Source organism: Microbacterium phyllosphaerae (assembly GCF_017876435.1).
Classification (GTDB): domain Bacteria; phylum Actinomycetota; class Actinomycetes; order Actinomycetales; family Microbacteriaceae; genus Microbacterium; species Microbacterium phyllosphaerae.
Genome location: NZ_JAGIOA010000001.1, coordinates 3,587,036 through 3,606,314 on the forward strand (window position 1 = coordinate 3,587,036; position 19,279 = coordinate 3,606,314).

The 19,279-nt window shown below is 67.1% G+C and carries 26 protein-coding genes; 10 read left to right on the forward strand and 16 right to left on the reverse strand.

Annotated features, from left to right (window positions below; genetic code table 11):
- The first annotated feature begins 38 nt into the window (after positions 1-38).
- Both dinB and JOF42_RS17065 read left to right on the forward strand, forming a co-directional pair.
- A complete protein-coding gene (gene dinB / locus JOF42_RS17060; protein WP_210098896.1) occupies positions 39-1,235 on the forward strand; it encodes a DNA polymerase IV in 1,197 nt (398 codons plus the stop codon).
- A 61-nt stretch (positions 1,236-1,296) separates the two neighbouring features.
- Positions 1,297-1,578: a hypothetical protein gene (locus tag JOF42_RS17065; RefSeq protein ID WP_210098897.1), complete on the forward strand. Its 282-nt coding sequence runs from the start codon at positions 1,297-1,299 to the stop codon at positions 1,576-1,578.
- A gap of 29 nt (positions 1,579-1,607) precedes the next feature.
- Here the strand turns inward: JOF42_RS17065 and JOF42_RS17070 are convergent, their stop codons facing one another.
- From JOF42_RS17070 to JOF42_RS17090, 5 genes are all read right to left on the reverse strand, one after another.
- On the reverse strand, positions 1,608-1,901 hold the full coding sequence (locus tag JOF42_RS17070; protein ID WP_210098898.1) for a DUF7882 family protein: 294 nt from the start codon (positions 1,899-1,901) through the stop codon (positions 1,608-1,610).
- Positions 1,902-1,977: 76 nt separating this feature from the next.
- Positions 1,978-2,886 (reverse strand): carbohydrate ABC transporter permease, encoded by a 909-nt coding sequence (locus tag JOF42_RS17075; RefSeq protein WP_210098899.1) that lies wholly within the window; start codon positions 2,884-2,886, stop codon positions 1,978-1,980.
- A complete protein-coding gene (locus JOF42_RS17080) occupies positions 2,886-3,824 on the reverse strand; it encodes a carbohydrate ABC transporter permease (protein WP_210098900.1) in 939 nt (312 codons plus the stop codon). The genes JOF42_RS17075 and JOF42_RS17080 overlap by 1 nt, the downstream gene beginning before the upstream one ends.
- On the reverse strand, positions 3,821-5,116 hold the full coding sequence (locus JOF42_RS17085; RefSeq protein WP_210098901.1) for an ABC transporter substrate-binding protein: 1,296 nt from the start codon (positions 5,114-5,116) through the stop codon (positions 3,821-3,823). The genes JOF42_RS17080 and JOF42_RS17085 overlap by 4 nt, the downstream gene beginning before the upstream one ends.
- A 36-nt stretch (positions 5,117-5,152) precedes the next feature.
- Entirely contained in the window at positions 5,153-7,333 is a 2,181-nt protein-coding gene (locus JOF42_RS17090; RefSeq protein WP_307803636.1) for an alpha-galactosidase, read from the reverse strand.
- 110 nt (positions 7,334-7,443) lie between these two features.
- Here JOF42_RS17090 and JOF42_RS17095 point away from each other — a divergent pair, with 110 nt between their 5' ends.
- Positions 7,444-8,559: an ROK family transcriptional regulator gene (locus JOF42_RS17095; protein ID WP_210098902.1), complete on the forward strand. Its 1,116-nt coding sequence runs from the start codon at positions 7,444-7,446 to the stop codon at positions 8,557-8,559.
- Between the two features lie 26 nt (positions 8,560-8,585).
- Here the strand turns inward: JOF42_RS17095 and JOF42_RS17100 are convergent, their stop codons facing one another.
- Positions 8,586-8,903, reverse strand: a complete 318-nt coding sequence (locus JOF42_RS17100) for a carboxymuconolactone decarboxylase family protein (RefSeq protein WP_210098903.1) — start codon at positions 8,901-8,903, stop codon at positions 8,586-8,588.
- 162 nt (positions 8,904-9,065) lie between these two features.
- On the opposite strand from JOF42_RS17100, the gene JOF42_RS17105 reads away from it, so the two are divergent.
- Positions 9,066-9,821 carry a class I SAM-dependent methyltransferase gene (locus JOF42_RS17105; RefSeq protein ID WP_210098904.1) on the forward strand — a complete coding sequence of 252 codons (756 nt, stop codon included), beginning with the start codon at positions 9,066-9,068 and terminating at the stop codon, positions 9,819-9,821.
- A gap of 27 nt (positions 9,822-9,848) precedes the next feature.
- Here JOF42_RS17105 and JOF42_RS17110 read toward each other — a convergent pair whose 3' ends face one another.
- The gene (locus JOF42_RS17110) at positions 9,849-10,229 is read right to left on the reverse strand and encodes a thiol-disulfide oxidoreductase DCC family protein (protein WP_210098905.1); all 381 of its coding nucleotides are present in this window, start codon (positions 10,227-10,229) and stop codon (positions 9,849-9,851) included.
- 85 nt (positions 10,230-10,314) lie between these two features.
- Between JOF42_RS17110 and JOF42_RS17115 the strand changes: the two genes are divergently transcribed.
- Together JOF42_RS17115 and JOF42_RS17120 are read left to right on the forward strand one after the other, a co-directional pair.
- Entirely contained in the window at positions 10,315-10,518 is a 204-nt protein-coding gene (locus JOF42_RS17115) for a hypothetical protein (protein WP_056313699.1), read from the forward strand.
- Between the two features lie 56 nt (positions 10,519-10,574).
- Entirely contained in the window at positions 10,575-10,898 is a 324-nt protein-coding gene (locus JOF42_RS17120; RefSeq protein WP_210098906.1) for a cyclodeaminase/cyclohydrolase family protein, read from the forward strand.
- A 24-nt stretch (positions 10,899-10,922) separates the two neighbouring features.
- Here the strand turns inward: JOF42_RS17120 and JOF42_RS17125 are convergent, their stop codons facing one another.
- The 3 genes from JOF42_RS17125 to JOF42_RS17135 all read right to left on the reverse strand — a co-directional run bounded on the left by JOF42_RS17125 (position 10,923) and on the right by JOF42_RS17135 (position 13,665).
- Complete coding sequence (locus JOF42_RS17125; protein WP_210098907.1) at positions 10,923-11,249, reverse strand: hypothetical protein; 327 nt, start codon at positions 11,247-11,249, stop codon at positions 10,923-10,925.
- Positions 11,250-11,561: 312 nt separating this feature from the next.
- Positions 11,562-12,599 carry a methionine synthase gene (locus tag JOF42_RS17130; RefSeq protein ID WP_210098908.1) on the reverse strand — a complete coding sequence of 346 codons (1,038 nt, stop codon included), beginning with the start codon at positions 12,597-12,599 and terminating at the stop codon, positions 11,562-11,564.
- A 37-nt stretch (positions 12,600-12,636) separates the two neighbouring features.
- A complete protein-coding gene (locus JOF42_RS17135; protein WP_210098909.1) occupies positions 12,637-13,665 on the reverse strand; it encodes a DUF1852 domain-containing protein in 1,029 nt (342 codons plus the stop codon).
- Between the two features lie 124 nt (positions 13,666-13,789).
- Between JOF42_RS17135 and JOF42_RS17140 the strand changes: the two genes are divergently transcribed.
- The gene (locus JOF42_RS17140; protein WP_210098910.1) at positions 13,790-14,731 is read left to right on the forward strand and encodes a LysR family transcriptional regulator; all 942 of its coding nucleotides are present in this window, start codon (positions 13,790-13,792) and stop codon (positions 14,729-14,731) included.
- A gap of 75 nt (positions 14,732-14,806) precedes the next feature.
- Positions 14,807-15,169 (forward strand): sigma factor, encoded by a 363-nt coding sequence (locus tag JOF42_RS17145; RefSeq protein WP_210098911.1) that lies wholly within the window; start codon positions 14,807-14,809, stop codon positions 15,167-15,169.
- A gap of 19 nt (positions 15,170-15,188) precedes the next feature.
- On the opposite strand, the gene JOF42_RS17150 is transcribed toward JOF42_RS17145, so the two are convergent.
- A complete protein-coding gene (locus JOF42_RS17150) occupies positions 15,189-15,635 on the reverse strand; it encodes a BLUF domain-containing protein (RefSeq protein WP_210098912.1) in 447 nt (148 codons plus the stop codon).
- Positions 15,632-15,889 (reverse strand): hypothetical protein, encoded by a 258-nt coding sequence (locus JOF42_RS17155; protein ID WP_210098913.1) that lies wholly within the window; start codon positions 15,887-15,889, stop codon positions 15,632-15,634. The genes JOF42_RS17150 and JOF42_RS17155 overlap by 4 nt, the downstream gene beginning before the upstream one ends.
- Positions 15,890-15,949: 60 nt before the next feature.
- Here JOF42_RS17155 and JOF42_RS17160 point away from each other — a divergent pair, with 60 nt between their 5' ends.
- Positions 15,950-16,108 (forward strand): hypothetical protein, encoded by a 159-nt coding sequence (locus JOF42_RS17160; protein WP_210098914.1) that lies wholly within the window; start codon positions 15,950-15,952, stop codon positions 16,106-16,108.
- A 40-nt stretch (positions 16,109-16,148) separates the two neighbouring features.
- Here the strand turns inward: JOF42_RS17160 and JOF42_RS17165 are convergent, their stop codons facing one another.
- The 3 genes from JOF42_RS17165 to JOF42_RS17175 form a co-directional block, all read right to left on the reverse strand.
- Complete coding sequence (locus JOF42_RS17165) at positions 16,149-16,751, reverse strand: hypothetical protein (protein ID WP_210098915.1); 603 nt, start codon at positions 16,749-16,751, stop codon at positions 16,149-16,151.
- Between the two features lie 115 nt (positions 16,752-16,866).
- On the reverse strand, positions 16,867-17,253 hold the full coding sequence (locus JOF42_RS17170) for a hypothetical protein (RefSeq protein WP_210098916.1): 387 nt from the start codon (positions 17,251-17,253) through the stop codon (positions 16,867-16,869).
- Complete coding sequence (locus tag JOF42_RS17175; protein WP_210098917.1) at positions 17,250-17,390, reverse strand: hypothetical protein; 141 nt, start codon at positions 17,388-17,390, stop codon at positions 17,250-17,252. Before JOF42_RS17175 ends, JOF42_RS17170 begins: the two co-directional genes overlap by 4 nt.
- 62 nt (positions 17,391-17,452) lie before the next feature.
- On the opposite strand from JOF42_RS17175, the gene JOF42_RS17180 reads away from it, so the two are divergent.
- A complete protein-coding gene (locus JOF42_RS17180) occupies positions 17,453-17,770 on the forward strand; it encodes an NIPSNAP family protein (protein ID WP_210098918.1) in 318 nt (105 codons plus the stop codon).
- A 71-nt stretch (positions 17,771-17,841) separates the two neighbouring features.
- Here JOF42_RS17180 and JOF42_RS17185 read toward each other — a convergent pair whose 3' ends face one another.
- Positions 17,842-19,215: an APC family permease gene (locus tag JOF42_RS17185; protein WP_210099259.1), complete on the reverse strand. Its 1,374-nt coding sequence runs from the start codon at positions 19,213-19,215 to the stop codon at positions 17,842-17,844.
- Positions 19,216-19,279 lie beyond the last annotated feature (64 nt).

A 19,279-nucleotide genomic window follows, 5' to 3' on the forward strand; every position in this document is an offset into this window, starting at 1 on the left:
GGTGCGTGCGATCATCTGCACGTCGATCGGAGGATGGGATGCGGGGCGAAGCCACCGTGCTGCACGCCGACCTCGACGCGTTCTACGCCTCGGTCGAACAGCGCGATGCGCCCGAGCTGCGCGGTCGACCGGTGATCGTGGGCGGCGGAGTGGTGCTCGCCGCGAGCTATGAGGCCAAGGCCCGTGGGGTGCGCACCGCGATGGGCGGCCGCCAGGCGCTCGAGCTCTGTCCGGATGCCGTGGTCGTGCCGCCGCGCATGGAGGCGTATTCGGCGGCGAGCAGAGACGTGTTCGCGATCTTCCGCGACACGACGCCGCTCGTCGAGGGACTCTCGATCGACGAGGCCTTCCTCGAGGTCGGCGGGCTTCGGCACATCGTCGGCACGCCAGAGCAGGTCGCGGTGCGGCTGCGTGAACGGGTGCGCGCCGAGGTCGGACTCGCGATCTCGGTGGGCGTCGCCCGCACGAAGTTCCTCGCCAAGGTCGCGAGCGCGGTCGGCAAACCCGACGGGCTGCTCGTGGTCGAACCGGAGCGAGAAGAGGAGTTCCTCCTCCCCCTGCCGGTCGAACGGCTGTGGGGCGTGGGCGCGGTCACGGCCGAGAAGCTGCACCGGTACGGCATCCGCACCGTCGGTCAGCTCGCCGAGCTCGAGGCGGCGACGGCCGAGCGGATGCTGGGCAAGGCGGTCGGCACCCATCTGCACGCGCTGGCCAGGCTGCGGGATCCGCGCCCCGTCGACACCACCCGACGGCGCGGCTCGATCGGCTCACAGCGCGCGCTCGGCAGCCGCCCGCGCTCGACCGAGGAACTCGATCTCTTCCTCACGCAGATCATCGATCGACTCGCGCGGCGCCTGCGCGACGGCGACCGGGTCTGCCGGACGGTCGTGCTGCGTCTGCGGTTCGGCGACTTCACGAAGGCCACCCGATCGCGCACGCTCGGCTCTCCGACCGACCGCACCGCGATCCTGCTGACCGTGGCGCAGACGCTGCTCGCCGCCGCGAGGCCCGAGATCGCCGAGCGGGGCATCACGTTGATCGGCATCTCTCTGTCTCAGCTCGACCGCACCGAGAACATGCAGCCCGAGCTGCCGATCGACTGGGGCGACGAGCAGCGGCTCGACACCGTGCTCGACACCCTGCGTGATCGCTTCGGCGCGGCATCCGTCTCTCGCGCGGCGCAGCTGGGTCGTGACCCCGGATGGTCGAGCCCGGTCCTCCCCGAGCACGAGTGATCGGCACGGCCGTCCTGACGCCGCTTTGGAAGAACCGGCACCGAATCTTAGGGTGGTGTGCATGGCAGGACCAGAGACCATGATGCAGACCGAGATCGTGCTCGACGGAGAGAGCTATCTCCTCGCACAGATACAGGATCTCGGCGACGTGAAGCATCGCATCGAGGAGGCCGTGAAGAGCTCTGGCAGGTTCGTCGACTTCGTGGTCGTCGGCAACCGCGAGGTGAGCGTGCTCATCACTCCGCACTCCCGAGTGACCATCAGCGTGTCGACGGTGCTCTTCGACTCGCGCGACACCGGAGACGTCGACTTTCCGTATGGCGGGTTCTACGACGGACTCTGATCACCCCGCGGGGTGATCAGAGTAACCGTTCAGAGCTGATCGAGCACGAGCTCGCCGCGCGAGTTCAGCTGCTCCATCATGTGCGTCACGCGCTTCGGGTCGATCGTCGCGACCATCGGCTGGTCGAACTCCAGCACCAGCGGGATGCTCGGGTGCACCCAGATGGTCAGCCGGCCCGACGGCACCTCGGGCTTCGGCAGCCAGGTCATCATGAAACTCTCGTTGCGACGCAGCTTCGTCCCGATGACGATCTTCAGGTGCGCCAGAGTCACGTCTTCGATGTCGATCGCGGGGCGCGAGCTGTTGTACTCCAGTGTTCCCATGTGAGAACTGTACGCGGGGTAGGCGACTGCTCGCCCCTCCCGATCGAAGGGCGAGCAGTCGCCGGCGCGAGTCGGACTATTTGATGGACCCTCGGGTGACTCCGGAGATGACCCAGCGCTGCGAGAAGATGTAGACGATCAGCAGCGGTGCCATCGCCATCAGGTATGAGGCGAAGGCGGTCGTGTAGTCGGTGTTGTACTGGCCCTGGAACACGTACTGCGCGAGCGGGATCGTGCGCGCACCGGGGTCGGTGAGCACGACGAGCGGCATGATGAAGTCGTTCCACGCCCAGACGCAGGTGAGGATGCCGACGGTGGCGTTCATGGGGGTCAGCAGCGGGAACACGATCTGCCAGAACACGCGCCATGTGGATGCTCCGTCGACGCGCGCGGCCTCTTCGAGCTCGATCGGGATCGAGCGGATGTAGGCGCTGTAGATGAAGACGTTCAGCGAGATCCCGAAGATCGTGTAGAGCACGATCATGCCGACCTGGTTGTCGAGCCCGAGGAGCGATGTCTGCTTGACCAGCGGCAGCATGATGATCGGGAACGGGATGAACAGCGCGGCGAGGAAGTAGAAGAACACTCCCTTGAAGAACGGCCGGTGGCTGTTGCGGGCCAACGCGTAGGCGACGACCGAGCTGGTCAGCAGGGTGAAGACGACTGCCCCGACGGTGATCAGCGCCGTGTTGAGCAGCGCCTGCGGGAACGCGGTCCGCGCCCACGCATCCGCGAAGTTCTCCCAACGGATCGGGTTCGGCCATTCGAACCCGTTGCCGGCGGCGAGCTGCTCTGGCGTCTTGAGAGCGACGGCGACCGCGAGGTAGAGCGGAACGAGCACGGTGAGCGAGCAGACGGCGATGAGCGCGGTGGCCCACCAGTTCGTCTTGCGGGTGTCGTCGTTGTCGGCGGCGCGCCTGGCGCGCCATCCGGGGCGAGGTGTCGTCGCCTCGGCTTCGGCGAGGATCGTGGTTGCGGTGGTCATCAGATATCGGCCTCTCTGCGCTGAAGGACCCGGAACTGCAGGAGCGAGACGATCGTGATCACGATGAAGAAGATCACGGCGTTCGCGGTCTGGTAGGCGAACTCTCCACCGGAGAATCCGCCGCGGAAGACGAGCAGGGTGACCGATTCGGTCGACGTGCCCGGCCCGCCGTTGGTGAGGGCGACGATCGGGTCGAAGACCTGCAGGAAGCCCTTGAGACTCAGCACGACGTTGATCGTGAAGAACGCGCTGATGAGCGGGAAGGTGATCGATCCGAACTGCCGCCACGACGAGGCACCGTCGAGGGATGCTGCCTCGTACAGCTCGCTCGGGATCGTCTGCAGCCCCGAGAGGTAGATGATGATCGAGAACGCGCAGGCCTGCCAGACCGCGAGGGCGACGATCGCCGTCCAGGCCCAGTCGGGGTTGGTGAGGATGTTGTCTCGGAAGAGAGGGATGCCCGACAGGATCTTCGGCAGAGAGTTCGAGAAGAGGAACTGGAAGACGTAGCCGATCACCAGGATCGCGAGCACATACGGCACGAAGTAGACGCCTCGCCAGAAGTTCCGAGCGCGGATCTTGGCGTTGAGCCCCATCGCGATCGACAGCGAGATCACGTTCGTGAGGATCGTGGCCACGATGGCGAACAGGAACGAGAAGCCGTAGGCCTTCAGGACCCTGTCGTCCTTGAACAGGTTGAGATAGTTCGAGATGCCGACGAAGTTCCAGTCGCCGTAGCCCGCGTAGTTCGTGAAGCTGAAGAAGATGCCCACGATGACAGGGATGGTGTGGAACGCCGCAAAGGCGATGACCGCAGGCCAGACCATCCAGTAGTAGGCCGGCAGGGCGCGGGAGTTCGTGGTGCGGACCCGCCGCGCGCGCTTCGATCCCTCAGGCCCCGGCGTCGTGGCGCGCACAGCGCTGGTCAGAGTGCTCATTCTTCGTCTCCCGTCACAGGGATGGTGCGGGCGGCGACCTTGCGCCACTCGCTGTCGAGGGTCGACAGTGCCGCATCCGCATCACCGTCGAAGAGAAACTGCTGCACGATCGCGACCAACGGGATGCTCGGCGGCACCTGGTGGTCGATGAAGCCGGTGATCTTGCCCTCGTCGAAGAAGGGCTTGACCGACTGGAGAGCAGGATCGTCGCTCAGCTCCGCGCCCTTCACGGAAGGGATCATGTTCTGCGAGGCAGCGAACTCCTCGATCACTCCGACGTCGAAGAGATACTCGATGAAGCGGAGCGCCTCCTCGCGATGAGGGGTGTCCTTCGCCATGGTGACGACGACATCCACTCCGGAGACCAGCAGGCGATCGTCGGGCTCGTCGGCCGCCGGGTACGGGAAGATCGCCGCGTTGATGTCGGGGTTGATGGCCTTCACCGGGTTGAGCGCCCAGATTCCCTGCAGCAGCATCGCGGACTCTCCGCGGGCGAACGCCGCGTTCCCGTCGTCGTACGTGCGACCGCGATAGCCCTCCTGCATGTACGAGAAGAGCTGCGCCTGCTGTGCCATGACCTCGGGGAAGTTGTTCTCGAACGACACGGCCGAATCGGCACCGACGTCTTCACCCTCCGCGCGCAGGTCGTCGAAGAAGCCGTCCTGCGAGGCATAGGCCCCCAGGGCGTTCCACGACGGCATCCCGGTCCAGGAGTCCGCGAGGGTGCCGTAGAACGGTGCGATCCCCGCAGCCTCGAGCGCGTCGCACACCGCGATGAACTCGTCCCACGTCTCGGGGACCTCGAGCCCCTGCTCCTCGAAGATGTCCTGGTTGTAGATGACCCCGTTGGCGTTGTTGACGTAACCGAGACCGTTCACCTCGCCCTGCTTGGTGCCGAGCTCGGCGAGGATCTCCTGCACCGCGGGGTTGATGGTCTCGAGCACCGGCTCGTCCGAGAAGTCGTAGAACACACCGGCTTGAGCGAGGTCCCCGAATCCGCCGTTCGCGTTCAGGGTGATGACGTCCGGTGCCTTGTCCTTGACGAGCAGAGTGCGGATGAGGGTCTCGGAATCCGCGACCTGGTTCTGCACGACCCGGATGTCGGGGTTCTCGGCCTCGAAGTCCGCGATGATCGCGTCGAAGTCCTCGAGCGCCTCCCCCTTGAACTGGAAGAAGCTGAGGGTGGTGATGCCGTCCTCGGGCGGCGACGCGCACCCTCCCAAAGCCACGACGGTGCCGAGGGCGGCCGCCATCGCGACACCCCTGGCGGTCTTTCGATGTCTGATTCTCATGTGTGCGCCTCCTTGCGCGGAACAGCTGCTCAGTGGTCAGTGCTGTGAAACGATCTCGACGACGGTCGCCTGCTGGGGGAACTGCACGGGCGGGCGAACCCCGATGCTCCCGAGCTCACGGCCCGTCATGATGACGGGCTCCTCGGCCCACGCGAGCGGGGACTGGGCCGGATCATGCGCGGGGCGCGACAGAATGCGGAGTTCGTACGACCGCGCGGGATCCAGCCCCGGGAATCGGACCCGCCCTGCGGGGTAAGCGGCGCTGGTGGCGACCTGGGTGATGGTGAACACGGCGGACTCGGCATCCTCTGCGACGATGCCTCGGACGTCGATGCCCGGCTCGGCACCGTCGACATGCACCACGGTGCCGTCGGCGATCAGCGGACGCAGTCGTTTGGCGAGGGCGATCCAGGTGGCGACGCGGCCTCGGGTCTGCTCGTCGGCGGAGGTCAGATCCCATTCGACGCCGAAGTGTCCGAGAAGGGCCACAGCGGCGCTCAGCTCGAGCGAGACCGTGCGTCCTGAGGAGTGCACGACCGGGCTCGTGAGGTGCGTGCCCATCATCTCGGGCGGCACGACCAGGCCCGTGTAGCGCTGGTTCTCGAGCCGCTCTATCGGGTCGAGGCTGTCGCTGGTCCAGATGCGGTCGGTGCGGTCGAGGATGCCGAGGTCGACCCGAGCACCACCCGATGCGCAGCTCTCGATCTCGAGATCGGGGTGAGCGGCCTTCAACTCGTCGAGCAGCCGATACAGGGCGAGCGTGTTCTCGCGCACACGCGGCGATCCCCCCGGTCCGCTGCCCGCATCGACGAGATCGCGGTTGTGATCCCACTTGAGGTAGGCGATCGGGTACTCGGCCAGGAGGGCCAGCAGGCGATCCGCAATGTGGCGGTACGCGTTGGGATTCGCAAGATCCAGCACCTGCTGCTGCCGCGCAGATGGCGGCAGAGACGTGCGCCCACGGAGGATCCAGTCGGGATGGGCACGGGCGAGGTCACTGTCGGGGTTCACCATCTCGGGCTCCACCCAGAGTCCGAACTCCATGCCGAGATCGGTGACTTTGCGGACGAGGGGATGCAGACCGTCAGGCCAGACCTCGGCATCCACCTCCCAGTCGCCGAGTCCTTGGGTGTCGTCGCGTCGCCCGGTGAACCACCCGTCGTCGAGTACGAACCGTTCGATCCCGACCTCGGCGGCGGCATCGGCGAGCGCCGACAGCCGGCCGAAGTCGTGGTCGAAGTAGACGGCTTCCCACGTGTTCAGAGTGACCGGGCGCGCACGGCGCGGATGCTGCGGGCGATCGCGCCACTCGGCGTGGAAGCGCTGCGAGAGCTGGTTGAGACCGTCGCCCCACGAGCCGATGACCCAGGGCGATGACACGGACGCTCCGGGGGCGATCATGACCTCACCGGGCACGAACAGCTCGCCTCCTGCAAGGAAGGAATCCCCCGTCACGACCCGCTCGGCGAGCACCCGATGATTTCCGCTCCATGCGACATGGATGCCGTGCACCCGGCCCGACTCGAACCCGAAGCCGGGTCGCCCCGCCGCCAGCAGCACGGTCGCATCCGCGCCCGGACGCCCCCGCCTGCTCTCCCGCAGGTGGGTCCCCAGAGTGAAGACGTGCCGCTGAGCGCTGCGCTCGCGAAGGTGGTGACCGGTGGTGTCGAGCAGTTCCGTGGCGTCCCCGGGAGTCGGGAAGGCGAGTTGCAGCGCATCGAGGGAGTAGCCACCGTCGCCGATGTTGGTCACCGTCATGCGCTGGTGGAGAAGCCCTGCGGCGCCCACCTCGACGTCCCAGCGAAGGTGGATCCCCGCTTCCGCGTCCTCGAGGTCGACCGCGGCCGCATGGTGCTCGACCCGCACCTCGGCGACCTCGGGCTTGATGCTGAAGCTCGCTCCCCCGCGGTGCCCCTCGACGGTCGGCGTTCCCAGCCACCCCGATGCCTCGGTGGCGACGACGCTGAGACGTGCCGTGCGGTCGAGACCGCCCGACACGCGCTGCGGACGCGCGGCGACCGCGAGGCTGCGCACCGTCTCGGGAGTCGAGTCGACGAGCTCCTCGCCCCAGTGGACGATGACGGGCGTGTGTTCGGACTCCAGGTCGATGACGACACTCGTCCCGCCGCGGTGAAGGTGGATCACGCGATCGCGGGTGGCCGGGGACTCGAGTTCATCCATCACGCTCTCCTGCAGAGCCTCGTTGCTGAAATGCATGGATTAGTTCTATCACGAAAGTAAAGGCGTGCCAAGAGCGGTTCTGGGAACCTCGAATCTCGAATCCATCGCTGTTTTAGTGCCACAATGGAACGAACGGGGAGGTGACGATGCTCACAGAGAGCGAGAACGCGCTTGCTGAAGCGGTGCTGATCCATGGCCCCATCTCCCGCTCGGCACTGACGTCCCGGCTCGGTCTCTCGGCCGCGAGCCTCACCCGCCTGGCGAAGCCCTTTCTCGACACCGGTCTTCTCGTCGAGCTCGACGACGTCGTCGACGGCTCTGTCGGCCGACCGACCAGACCGCTCGACATCGCCCCCGACCGAGGCTTCTTCGTCGGGGTCAAGCTCACAGGCGACACCCTGCACGCGGTTCTCACCGATGTCCGCGCCGCTCTCCTGGACTCCTTCACCCGCCCGCTCACTGCAACCGATCCATCGAGCGTGGTCGCGGACATCCGCGCGGCGATCGACGATTTCGACGGTGACCTCCGTGGCATCGGCGTCAGCCTCGGCGGTTCGGTCGACGAGGGAGTCGTCGAGTTCGCTCCCTTCCTGGATTGGTACGACGTACCGTTCGCCGCCATGCTCGCCGATGCGACCGGAATGCCCGTCACCGTCGAGAACGATCTGGTCGCACTCGCCGAGGCCGAGAGGTGGTTCGGCATGGGCCGCGGCCTGCCCGGGTTCTCGGTGATCACGATCGGCGAGGGAATCGGCTACGCCGTCGTCGCGCACAACGAGGTCGTGCGCACCCGCGAGGTCGGCGCCGGCCTCGGCGGACACATCCCTCTCGCGGCCAACGGCCCCCTCTGCGACCGCGGACATCGCGGGTGCGCGCAGGCGATGCTCACATCGGGATCGATCACCGCTCAGGTCTCCGGCGCCCTGCGACGCACCGTCGACTACGACGAGTTCCTGGCGCTCACCGCAGGCGGCGACCCGGCAGCGACTGCAGTGGCGGATGCCGCCGGCGAAGCGCTCGGACGATTCATCGCGCTCGCGGCCAATCTGACGATGCAGCCCGCCGCGGTTCTCGCCGGCGATGGCATAGGCCTGTTCTCGGTCGCTGAACCCGCCATCCGACGCGCGATCGCCGCTGACCGGGACCCGCTCGCGGATCCCATCGAGCTCTACATCGACGAGCCCGGGTTCACCGCCTGGGCACGTGGAGCCGCTGCGGTCGCGATCCAGTCGGCGATCGCGACACTGTCGCTCCCCCGCTGACCGCGGACGTCAGCGGCCCGCTCCGCTCACTCCTCGATGTTCGCGAGTGCCGACACGGCGCTCATCGCCGCGGGCCAGCCGGCGTAGAAAGCGAGATGCGTCGCCACCTCGGCGAGCTCCTCGCGGCTGATGCCGTTGGCGATCGCCTTGTTCATGTGCGACACCAGCTGAGCATCCCGACCGAGGGCGATCAGCGTCGCCACGGTGATCAGGCTCCGCTCCCGAGGAGAGAGCTCCGGGCGCTCCCACACATCGGCGAAGAGCACGTCGTCGGTGAGGTCGGCGAGCTTCGGGGCGAGGTCGCGCACGAGCTGGGGTGCGACACGGGGGTTGTCTCCGGTCATGGTGTCCTTCTTCCTCGTTCAGCGGCGGGGCAACAGGCGGTTCGCCGCATCCGTCCCTTCGACGCTAGGCGCGACGATCGGAACGAGGGAGGCCCTGACGGTACCTCGTTCGCGGCATGCCGCAGACAGAATCCGATGGTTTCTCGATGACAGAATCGAGGGATGACAGATTCGTTCGACGCCCAGATCGAGGCAGGTTCGGCCGCAGACGTCTCGGGCTGGGACTTCGCCTGGCTCGATGGGCGGGCCACCGAGGAGCGACCGCCGTGGGGCTATGCACGCCTGCTCGGCGAGCGCCTGGGCACAGCATCCGCCTCCCTCGACATCCAGACCGGCGGCGGCGAGGTGCTCTCCGAAGCCGCATCGTTCCCGCCCGTCGCGGTCGCGACCGAGTCCTGGCATCCGAACATCGCGCACGCCACCCGTCTGCTGCATCCCCGTGGAGTGGTCGTCGTCGCGGATCAGGACGAGCCACCGCTGCCGTTCGCCGATGCCGCCTTCGATCTGGTCACGAGCCGCCACCCGGCGACGATCTGGTGGGACGAGATCGCACGGGTGCTCCGCCCCGGAGGCACCTATCTCGCGCAGCACGTGGGGCCTGCGAGCGCCTTCGAGCTGATCGAGTTCTTCCTCGGACCGCAGCCCGAAGCCCGCCGCGGGCGACACCACGACGACGAGGTCGCCGCCGCCGAAGCCGCAGGGCTGGAGGTCGTCGACCTTCGCACCGCGAGACTCCGGATCGAGATCCACGACGTCGCCGCCGTGGTCTATCTGCTGCGCAAGGTGATCTGGTGGGTTCCCGGTTTCACGGTCGAGACATATGTCGACCGGCTCCGTGAACTGCACGAGCTCATCCAGGCGGAGGGTCCGTTCATCGCCCACTCGACTCGGCATCTGATCGACGCGCGTCGTCGCTGACAGCCTCAGCCCCTCGAACGTCCCTGATCAGCCGGCCGTGCGCGGCATCGCACACGCCGCAGTGCCGCCGGGAAGGCGATGCCGGAAGCGGGCGATCAATGAATACCCGAGCGATGCCGCCCACGAGAACGGCATCGTCACGAGCAGATGGCCGAGGAAGCGCAGGATCCCCTGCGGTTGCAGCTGCAGCAGCACGGCGAACGCCGCGTGGCCGCGGAATCGTCTCCCACCGGCCAGCAACCAGACATAGTGGGTCACGTCGTCATGGCTGAGCGCGAGTTCGTCGAGGTCGAGCCACTGCCAGGGCTGCGCGTCCGGAAATCTGTCGAGGGCGTTCTCGAGTCGACGCACCCACGTCGTGCAGAAGGCGCAGTCGCCGTCGAAGACGAGCAGCGGTTCGGTGGGCATGGGTCCGACACTACGCTCCGAACCACAGGACTCCCACGATCTCAACCCCCTGTACCCGTGCACGGGCATGGCGGACTCTATGGGCATGAGTCACCCCGACGACATCAAGCAGCCTCTCGACCATCTGCCGCCGCTCGATGAGCGCGACAAGGCGATCGACATCGACGAGCCGAGCTATCCGACCTCCGAGGCGCCGACCGGCCCCGCGCACGCATCGCCCGAGACGGCCGCAGAGCCCGACAAGCCCAACCGCCACGGCGTCGACAAGCTTCCGCCGACCTCGCGCTGAGTGCTCGGCCGTATGAATCACCCCAGCGATGTCCGTACATCGACCCCGCTGGACGAGTGGCTCGCAAAGCTCGGCCGGTCCACCGGAGCGCCGGGAGGCGGCTCGGAGCGGTCGGCATCGCCCTGCTGAGCGAGATGCGCGTGCTCCGTGATATCGGAAATCGGAGCCTGTCCGCGGATCTCGCCGTGGCGGCCGGAGCACTCGACGCGGGTCTTTCGGGGTCCTCCATCAACCTTCGCGCGAACCTCCGAACCGCTCGAGCGCATCACGCGTCAGCGGCAGCACTGGCCGAGCTGCACGTCGACGCCGCGCGGCTGGCGGAGGCACAGCAGAGGACCGCGGGGATCGCGGAAGAGCTCTCCGCGGAGTTCGACGACTGATCCTCCCTCCGGCGTCGGCGCGGTCTAGTCGACCCCATACTCCGGCCCCTCGGGGGCGTCGAGGGGCGGCCCTGAGGGCGATTCGACACCGCGGGTGAGTGCCTGCAGCCGACGGACCAGCTCAGGGTCCTCGAGCTCCGGCCCGCTGTCGCTGAGCTCCTTCGCCACGATCTGGCTGGCCGGACCGATCAGGAACTTCGCCGTCACGACGGTTCCGTCCCGCTCCCGCACCGGTATCTCGACGAGCTCGGCGCGCTCCTCATCACCCAGCGCCCGCCCGTACGCCAGCAGCGCGTCCGCGATGTCGTCACCGGTCAGGAACTCGTCGCCGCCGTACAGGATCGATTGCATAGTGCCGTTCTATGCCCCTGCGCCGGGATCCCCGCGCCCCTTGCTCGCCCGTCCGGTCGGTGCTAGCGGCTGCGTCGTCACCGCGCAGCGGAGAAAAGGTTACGCCCACCTGAGCGCATCCACCATGGGATGCCGTGGCGAACGACACGCGCGTATCATCACTGACTGAGAGCCGGCGCCGTAGGCGTCATGGGGATCGCCCCGGAGTGGCTCCGGTCGAGGGGCTCTGTGCCGACGGTTGCGAAAACGCCCGTCGAGAGAGAGTCCCTCCACTGTGGGTGATGACAGCGCGAGGGGCGATGATTCGCGGTGTCAGACCGTGATGGGCGCGAGCTCCTCGCGCAGGAGCGCCGCTCCCGCGCTGAGCGCACGCAGCTTGCCTCGGGCGACATCGCGAGGCAGCGGCGCCAAGCCGCAATTGGTGCTCGGGACGAGCTTGTCCGCGTCGACGAAACGGAGGGCAGCCCGGAGGGTCTCCGCGACCTCCTCCGGGGTCTCGATCGTGTCGCTGGCGACGTCGATGGCTCCGAGCATGACCTTCTTGCCGCGGATGAGCTCGATGAGGTCCAGCGGGACGTGCGAGTGGTGACTCTCCAGCGAGATGGTGTCGATGCTCGACTGCTGCAGCAGCGGGAACGAGGTCTCGTACTGCCTCCACTCCGCCCCGAGGGTCGCCTTCCAGTCGGTGTTCGCCTTGATGCCGTAGCCGTAGCAGATGTGCACCACGGTCTCGGCGCGCAGCCCCTCGGCCGCTCGCTCGAGCACCGCCACGCCCCAGTCCTTCACGTCGTCGAAGAAGACGTTGAACGCCGGCTCGTCGAACTGGATGATGTCGACCCCCGCCGCCTCGAGCTCCCGCGCCTCCTGGTTGAGGATCGTCGCGAACTCCCAGGCCAGCTTCTCGCGGCTCTTGTAGTGACGGTCGTAAAGAGTGTCGATCATCGTCATCGGACCGGGCAGGGCCCACTTGATCGGCTGATCGGTCTGCTGGCGGAGGAACTTGGCATCCTCGACGAAAACGGGCTTCTCGCGGCTCACCGCACCCACGACCGTCGGCACGCTCGCGTCGTAGCGGTTGCGGATGCGGACCGTCTCCCGCTGATCGAAGTCGACGCCGGACAGATGCTCGATGAACGTCGTCACGAAGTGCTGGCGGCTCTGCTCTCCGTCGCTGATGATGTCGAGGCCGGCCATGCGCTGCTCCTGGACGGTGAGGCGCAGCGCATCCTGCGTACCCTCCACCAGGGCGTCGCCCTCCAGCTTCCACGGGGACCAGAGGACCTCGGGCTGGGCGAGCCAGGACGGCTTGGGCAGGCTGCCGACGATCGAGGTGGGCAGAAGCGTGTTCATGGCAGGGAGTTCTCCGTCGGTCGGGCGAGAAGGTCGGTCAGGCGACGGGTGCGAGGTCATCCGCAGGCACTCGGTCGTCAGCGGCGGCGCCGTACGCGGCGGCCCACTGCTCGAGGAGCTCTCCGTGAGGCTGCATGAGGTGCTCGTCCGTGAACCTGCCCTGCGCGGTCGCGAGTCGACTGCGCTCCTCCCGGTCGTACGCGATCTTCGTCACCGAGTAGTCCTGCTGGTCGAGGGTCGGCTGATAGACGCCCGCCGCGGCCGAGTTCGCGTTGTAGATCTCCGGTCGATAGATCTTCTGGAACGTCTCCATCGTGCTGATCGTGCCGATGAGCTGCAGGTTCGTGTAGTCGTTCAGCAGATCTCCGCGGAAGTAGAAGGCCAGCGGCGCGACGCTGCCGCGAGGCATGAAGTACCTCACCGAGAGCCCCATCTTGGCGAAATACGCATCCGTCAGCGACGAGTCCTTCTGCTCGTACTCGACGCCGAGGACCGGGTGGTGGTTGTCGGTGCGGCGGTACGTCTTGCTCGTCGAGACGCTGATGCAGATCACCGGCGACAGGGAGAACCGCTCGCGGTACGCCTCAGAGTCGAGGAAGTGCTGGAAGAGCTTGCCGTGCAGATCGCCGAAGTCGTCGGGAAGGGCGAAGCCACCCGCGGCTTCGCTGGCCGCCGGCAGGCGAACGCTGAAGTCGTAGTCGCGCACGTACGACGAGAAGTTGTTCCCCACGATCCCCTGGGTGCGCGTGCCGGTGAGACGGTCGAGGATCTGGATGTCCAGCACCTCGAGCAGCGGGAACTCCCTGTCTTCCCCCTCTGCGGCGAACTGCACCGCCACCGAGATGATCTCGAGCTCGAGTGTGTAGCGGTCGCCGCCCGGGTTGTCCCAGCGGGCCAGGTCGTTGAACCGACGATCGATCATCGTCAGCGCGTTGCGCAGGTTCTGCTGACGGTACTCACCGCGCGCCAGGTTGGCGAAGTTCGTGGTGATGCGGGAATCGTGCGACGGCGAGTAGTCCTCGTCGAACCGGGTCGTCGTGATGCGGAACGTGAACTCGTGTGCCATGAGGGGCCAATCGGTGAGCTGATCGGCCGAATACGGCCTCGCGGAAGGGGGTACCTCCATGGTGCTGCCATCGCACGCCCATCGGGTAATGCGCCGCGACTATGCCGTGACATAGTCTGGAGCTATGGCCAAGCGTTCGAGCGGCATCACCCTGCCACAGCTCACCTACTACATCGAGGTCGCCGCGGAAGGATCGATCAGCGCCGCCGCCGACCTGCTCTACGTCGCGCAGCCCACCATGTCGGCCGCCATGAAGGACCTCGAAAGCAGGGTGGGGCGCGATCTTCTCGTCCGCTCGGCCCGCGGCGTGACGCTCACCACCGACGGCGTGGAGTTCCTCGGATACGCCAGGCAGGTCGTCGAGCAGGTCGCACTGCTCGAACAGCGCTATCTCGGCCGTCCGCCGTCGAGGCGTCTGCTCGGGGTGTCGACGCAGCACTACTCGTTCGCGGTCGACGCCATGGTGAGGATGGTGCGAGCGAGTGACGCCGACGAGTACGAGTTCTCGTTGCGGGAGACGCGCACGTGGGACATCATCGAAGACGTCCGCACGCTGCGCAGCGAGTTGGGGATCCTCTACCGCAACGACTTCAACCGCAATGTCATCGACAAGCTCCTCCGTGACTCGGGGCTCGCATTCCGGCCGCTCTTCATCGCCGAACCGCACATCTTCATCTCCCGGAAGAACCCCCTCGCCTCTCGTGCGCGCGTCACCCTCGACGATCTCGCCGAGGTGCCGCGGCTCACCTTCGACCAGGGCGCGAACAATTCCTTCTACTTCGCCGAGGAGATACTCTCCACCCTCTCGAGTCGGCGGGAGATCCGGGTCTCCGATCGCGCGACGATCTTCAACCTCATGATCGGTCTCGACGGCTACACGATCTCGACGGGAATCATCAGCGACGACCTCGACCCCGAGATCGTCGCGATCCCCCTCGAGGTCGATGAACGCATCGAGATCGGCTGGATCGGCCACTCCGCGATCCCTCTCACCGAGCAGGCGCAGCGCTACCTCGCCGAGCTGCGGACCGTCGTCGCGAGTTTCGGTGTGACGCTGCTCGGCTGAGCTCGCCGCTAGCACCTCGCCACCATCGGGCGCAAGAGCCATCCACCATCTCCGCTCGCATGCCACTATCGGCACATGAGCATCCGCAGCGTTCCTCCCCTCACCGGGGATGCGGCGCGGGGTGCCGAAGCCGATCTGCTGGCGGCGATCGCATCGGGCAGCCAGACGGCGTTCGCCCAGCTGTACGACCTCACGTGTGCTCGCGTCTTCGGACTCCTCCTCAGCGTGACCGGTGCCAGGGCGTCCGCGGAGGAGGTCCTTCAGGACACCTACCTCCACGTCTGGTCGAACGCATCGGAGTTCACGACGTACAGAGGAAGCGCGAACGCGTGGATCTCCGAGATCGCGAACCGTCAAGCGGTCGAGCGGATCCGCCAGACCGCAGACGCGTCGTCGAGTGCGATCGGCGGCCTCAGCGCACCTTCCGAGGCTGCCTGATCGCGTGACCGCCCAGTGCTCAGTCGGCCGAGGTCGACTCGCGCACGCGGAACCACAGCGTGAGCTCCATGATCGCCCGACCGATCATGTCGCGATCCCCCATGCGGAGGTCGTCGAACGAGTCACGGTATCCCGTCGCCATGTCCGGTGCTGTGGCGACCAGGGACTGGTAGCCCATCGTCCACTCCTCGAACCGTCGCTCATGCAACGGCTCCTCGATCAGCACGCGGACATCCCGATGGCGAGGATCACGGCCGATCGTCTGCATCAGGCCTTCGACGTCGGACCTCGGACCCTCAAGGATCTGAACGAACTCACCGCCGCGGTAGAGCAGCATCCCGGTGATGCCGCGCGCACTGTTCCGCGCACGGCTCACTGTGAGCAGCTGAGCGAGCTCGGCGTCATCGAACGGGCGAGTGGCGCTGCTGGAATACACGAGCGAGACCAGCGCGGCCTCCGCGGTCATCCGGCATCCCCCTGTCGCACGTGCGCGTCTGCGGGTGCCGCCCCGACCGCCTCGGCACCGGACACCGCATCCATGGCCCGGTGGTGGTCCTCGTAGTCGCCGAGCGGACGCGAGGCCGTGTCGAACGCACGCCAGGCGCCGTCGGCCTGACGGTCGATGTATCCGAGGAACGAGCCGTCTCGACTGCCGACGTAGAAGCCGTCGGCCACGCTCGCCCAGAGGGGGCGGGAGGGGAGCGGCGATTGATCACCCATGCCCTCAGCGTACCTTCGGGGATGCATGAGTCGGCCGGGACGGGATCATCCTCGAGAGGGATGCGAATACCTCGCCCGCCCGATGCCTCCACTCCCGACCCCTACAAAGCGAAGACGGTCTTCGCCTGCGGCGACTGGAGTGTGGTGGCGTCTGATGACGGCTGGTTCGGATGGACTCCGAACTCCGAAGAGGAGCGAAACGCCGCTGCCGCGGAGTGATCAATGCCTCGCACGGGAGCCCGGTGTCGCGACCTCCGCGTCAGTCCACAGCGAAGAAGGCGAGCGCCTTCCGGTATTCGACGCTGTCTCCTCGCACCTCATCCGTGACCAGGAGCGTATGAGGACCGACTTGTCGCACGTGCATGTCGCGGCACGGAATCGTCACCACCGTGGTGAGACCTCGGCGCCACGCGGCGGCGAGCGCCTCGACATCCCGATGCTCCGGGCTGTCCGCGAGCATTCCGGGTCGAGTCGCGACGTGCGAGTCGAAGCCGCGGCGTTCCCACTCTCGGTAGGCGTCGTCGTCGAAGACCTCGTGACCGAACTCGTCGCCCCACGTGGGTCCGATCAGCTGACGCAGAAGGCTCTCGCGCTCCACGGAGCCCGCCTCCGCGTCGCCGACGGCATCGAACATCGCCTGATCATGCTCGACGGCGGAGTGAGCGAGGACATCGCTCCAGATCCGCGCCCATCCTTCCGACCAGAGCTCTCGGGTCTCCGCATCCACCGGGCTCGCCGCCGGTGCAGGCGGATCCGTGAGCGCCGACGGGAGGTCGTCACCGACGGGACGCAGGTCGTGGGCCTCGCGGATCCAGAGCAGCTCGAGCAGCGCCTGAGGTCGATCCTGGACCGTCATGGTCATGTCGTGCGGCCACGGGTTTCCCGGCATGGGGGTTGTCGATCGCATCACGACAGTCCACGGGATGCGCGGGTCCTGGTCAAGGGCCTGAGCCGGGGAATCGGTCGGCGGAACGGCGTCACCGAACCCACGAGACGCAGAGCTCACCATCGGTCCGCACGGCGAGATTCGTGACCAGGTCGGGATAGTCGGGGTAGGACTTCGTCACTGTGACGATGAACTGCCCGTCCTCCTGTGGCGTGATGGCGAGAGCGTGACTCTCGGATCCGGCGGTGTCGCCGTTCACTCCCCCGAGCATCGCGCCGCAGGACAACGCCTGTGCGGAGTCTTCGTCGCCTCTGTCGCTCGCGGCCACCCACCGCTCGGCGATGTCGCGTGCCTGATCCTCGGGAGATTGCGGAGCCGGGACGCAGGCCGTCAGCCCGGCAGCGAGAAGCGCGGCAGCCGCGAGGGCACGGGTGTTCCTCGACGCGGCCCTCCCCGGGACCGAGCGCAGCGCCGTCACGACGACTCGTCAGGATCGGGGCCGCCTGCGGCGGGTGACTCCAACTCCTTGAGCCGCTTCAGCTGGGCCCACGGCCAGAAGGCGATCCATGCGATCGAGACGATCGACGCCCCCATGATCATCGACGCGATATCCATGGCCCTCAGGCTATCGACGCATCCGCCCGAAGTCGTCTCTTCGCTCTGACAAGCTGGACGACATGATCACCGTTCACCTGCGCTATGAGATCGACCCCGACAAGCTCGACGACTTCACCGAGTACGGGCGCAGGTGGATCCGGCTGGTGGCGAAGCACGGCGGAACCCACCACGGCTACTTCCTGCCGAGCGAGGGCGACAGCGACGAGGCGTTCGCGCTTTTCACGTTCCCCTCGCTCGCCGAGTACGAGGTCTACCGCACGGCCTCGAAGACCGACCCCGAGTGCGTGGAGGCGTTCGAGCTCGCCCGCAGGACGCAGTGCATCCGGCGTTATGAGCGTCGCTTCCTGAGCCCCGTCTTCTCGGCTGACGCCGACTGAGTCGTCGACGAACGAACGCAGAAACCCCCTCGCGAGGAGGGGGCTTCTGAGGCGGCGTCCGTCGATCGGAGTCAGCCGACTCCGTCCATCGCCGACGTCTCGGTGTTGCCGATGCGTGCGATCACCTCGGGCTGACGCACCTTCAGGTACCAGTACCGCGTCAGTGCGGCGAGCACGCACGCGATGAACACGTAGGGGATCACGTTGAACGGGAACGCCGGCACTGGGAACACGTTCGCGAAGAAGACGTACGCCATGGTGGCGACGGCGATCGTCGCGCAGGCCCAGACCAGGCCGTTGCGCATCCCCGCGCGCTGCGTGTAGACGACGCACGCGATCGCGACGAGCGCGTAGGCGACCATGTAGCCGTACGTGCCCCAGGTGTTCACCCACACCAGGATCTCCATCGGATCGGCGCCCGCGATCAGGAACACGATGTCGACGACGACCGCGAGCGCACCCGCGGCCAGCAGTACGCGGTGCGGCGTGAGGTGGCGCTCGTGGGTGCGTCCGAACCGCTCATGGACCACCCCCTCCTTGCCCATGACGTAGACGATGCGTCCGATGACGTTGAGCGGGGCGACGACCACGGCGAAGAAAGATGCCGCGACGCCGAACGTGAGCACCGGGGCGAACCACGCCGGCATGCCGATCAGCTCGGACATGCTCTCCAGCGGGCTGGCGGCGGTGGCCAGGTCGTCACCCAGAACGGCGATCTGCGTGTACGCCGCGAAGACGTAGAGGATGCCGACGGTCAGCGCACTCCACATGATGGCGCGAGGGATGGCCTTGTACGGGTTCTTCGCCTCACGGCCGAGCGCGTCGGCGGAGGAGAATCCGACGAAGCCCAGAATGCCGAGCACCATACCCGCCGCGATGCCCTGGAAGGACGAGCCCTCCGCGAGCAGCTGCGCCGGATCCCACGCGTTCGGCCCGGCCCAGACGAGGGCCGAGATCAGCAGCACCAGGATGATCGCGACCGAGAGCAGCTCGAGCACGAGGGACACCCGCGCCGAGAGTCGGATGCCGCGGATCGTGAACAGCGTCGCCAGCCCGCCGAGCACGATGGCGAGACCGATGTCCCAGCCGAGACCCGCGGCCGGCACACCGAGCAGTGTGAGGAACTGACCCATGTACGAGACCGACCCCATGAGGGATGCGGCGGCGATGCCGAAGCATCCGATCAGCAGCGTCGCTCCCGCGAGGTACGCACCGGCCGGACCGAGACCCTTCGACACGTAGGTGTAGAGCGAGCCCGCAGAGGCGTGCTTGCGGGCGAACACCACGACGCAGTAGCCGACGCACAGGATCACGATCGTCGCGAGGCCGAAGGCGTAGATGGTGCCGTTGCCGGCGCCGAGGAAGATCGCGGCGGCAGTGAAGGCGATCACCGCACTGGGTGCGATGTTCGCGATCGCCTGAGCGGCCAGCTCGGGGCCGCTCATCACACCACGGCGCAGGCCCGCGTCTGTGGGCGCGGTCGGTGGCCGCTGGGGGGAGGTGGTGGTC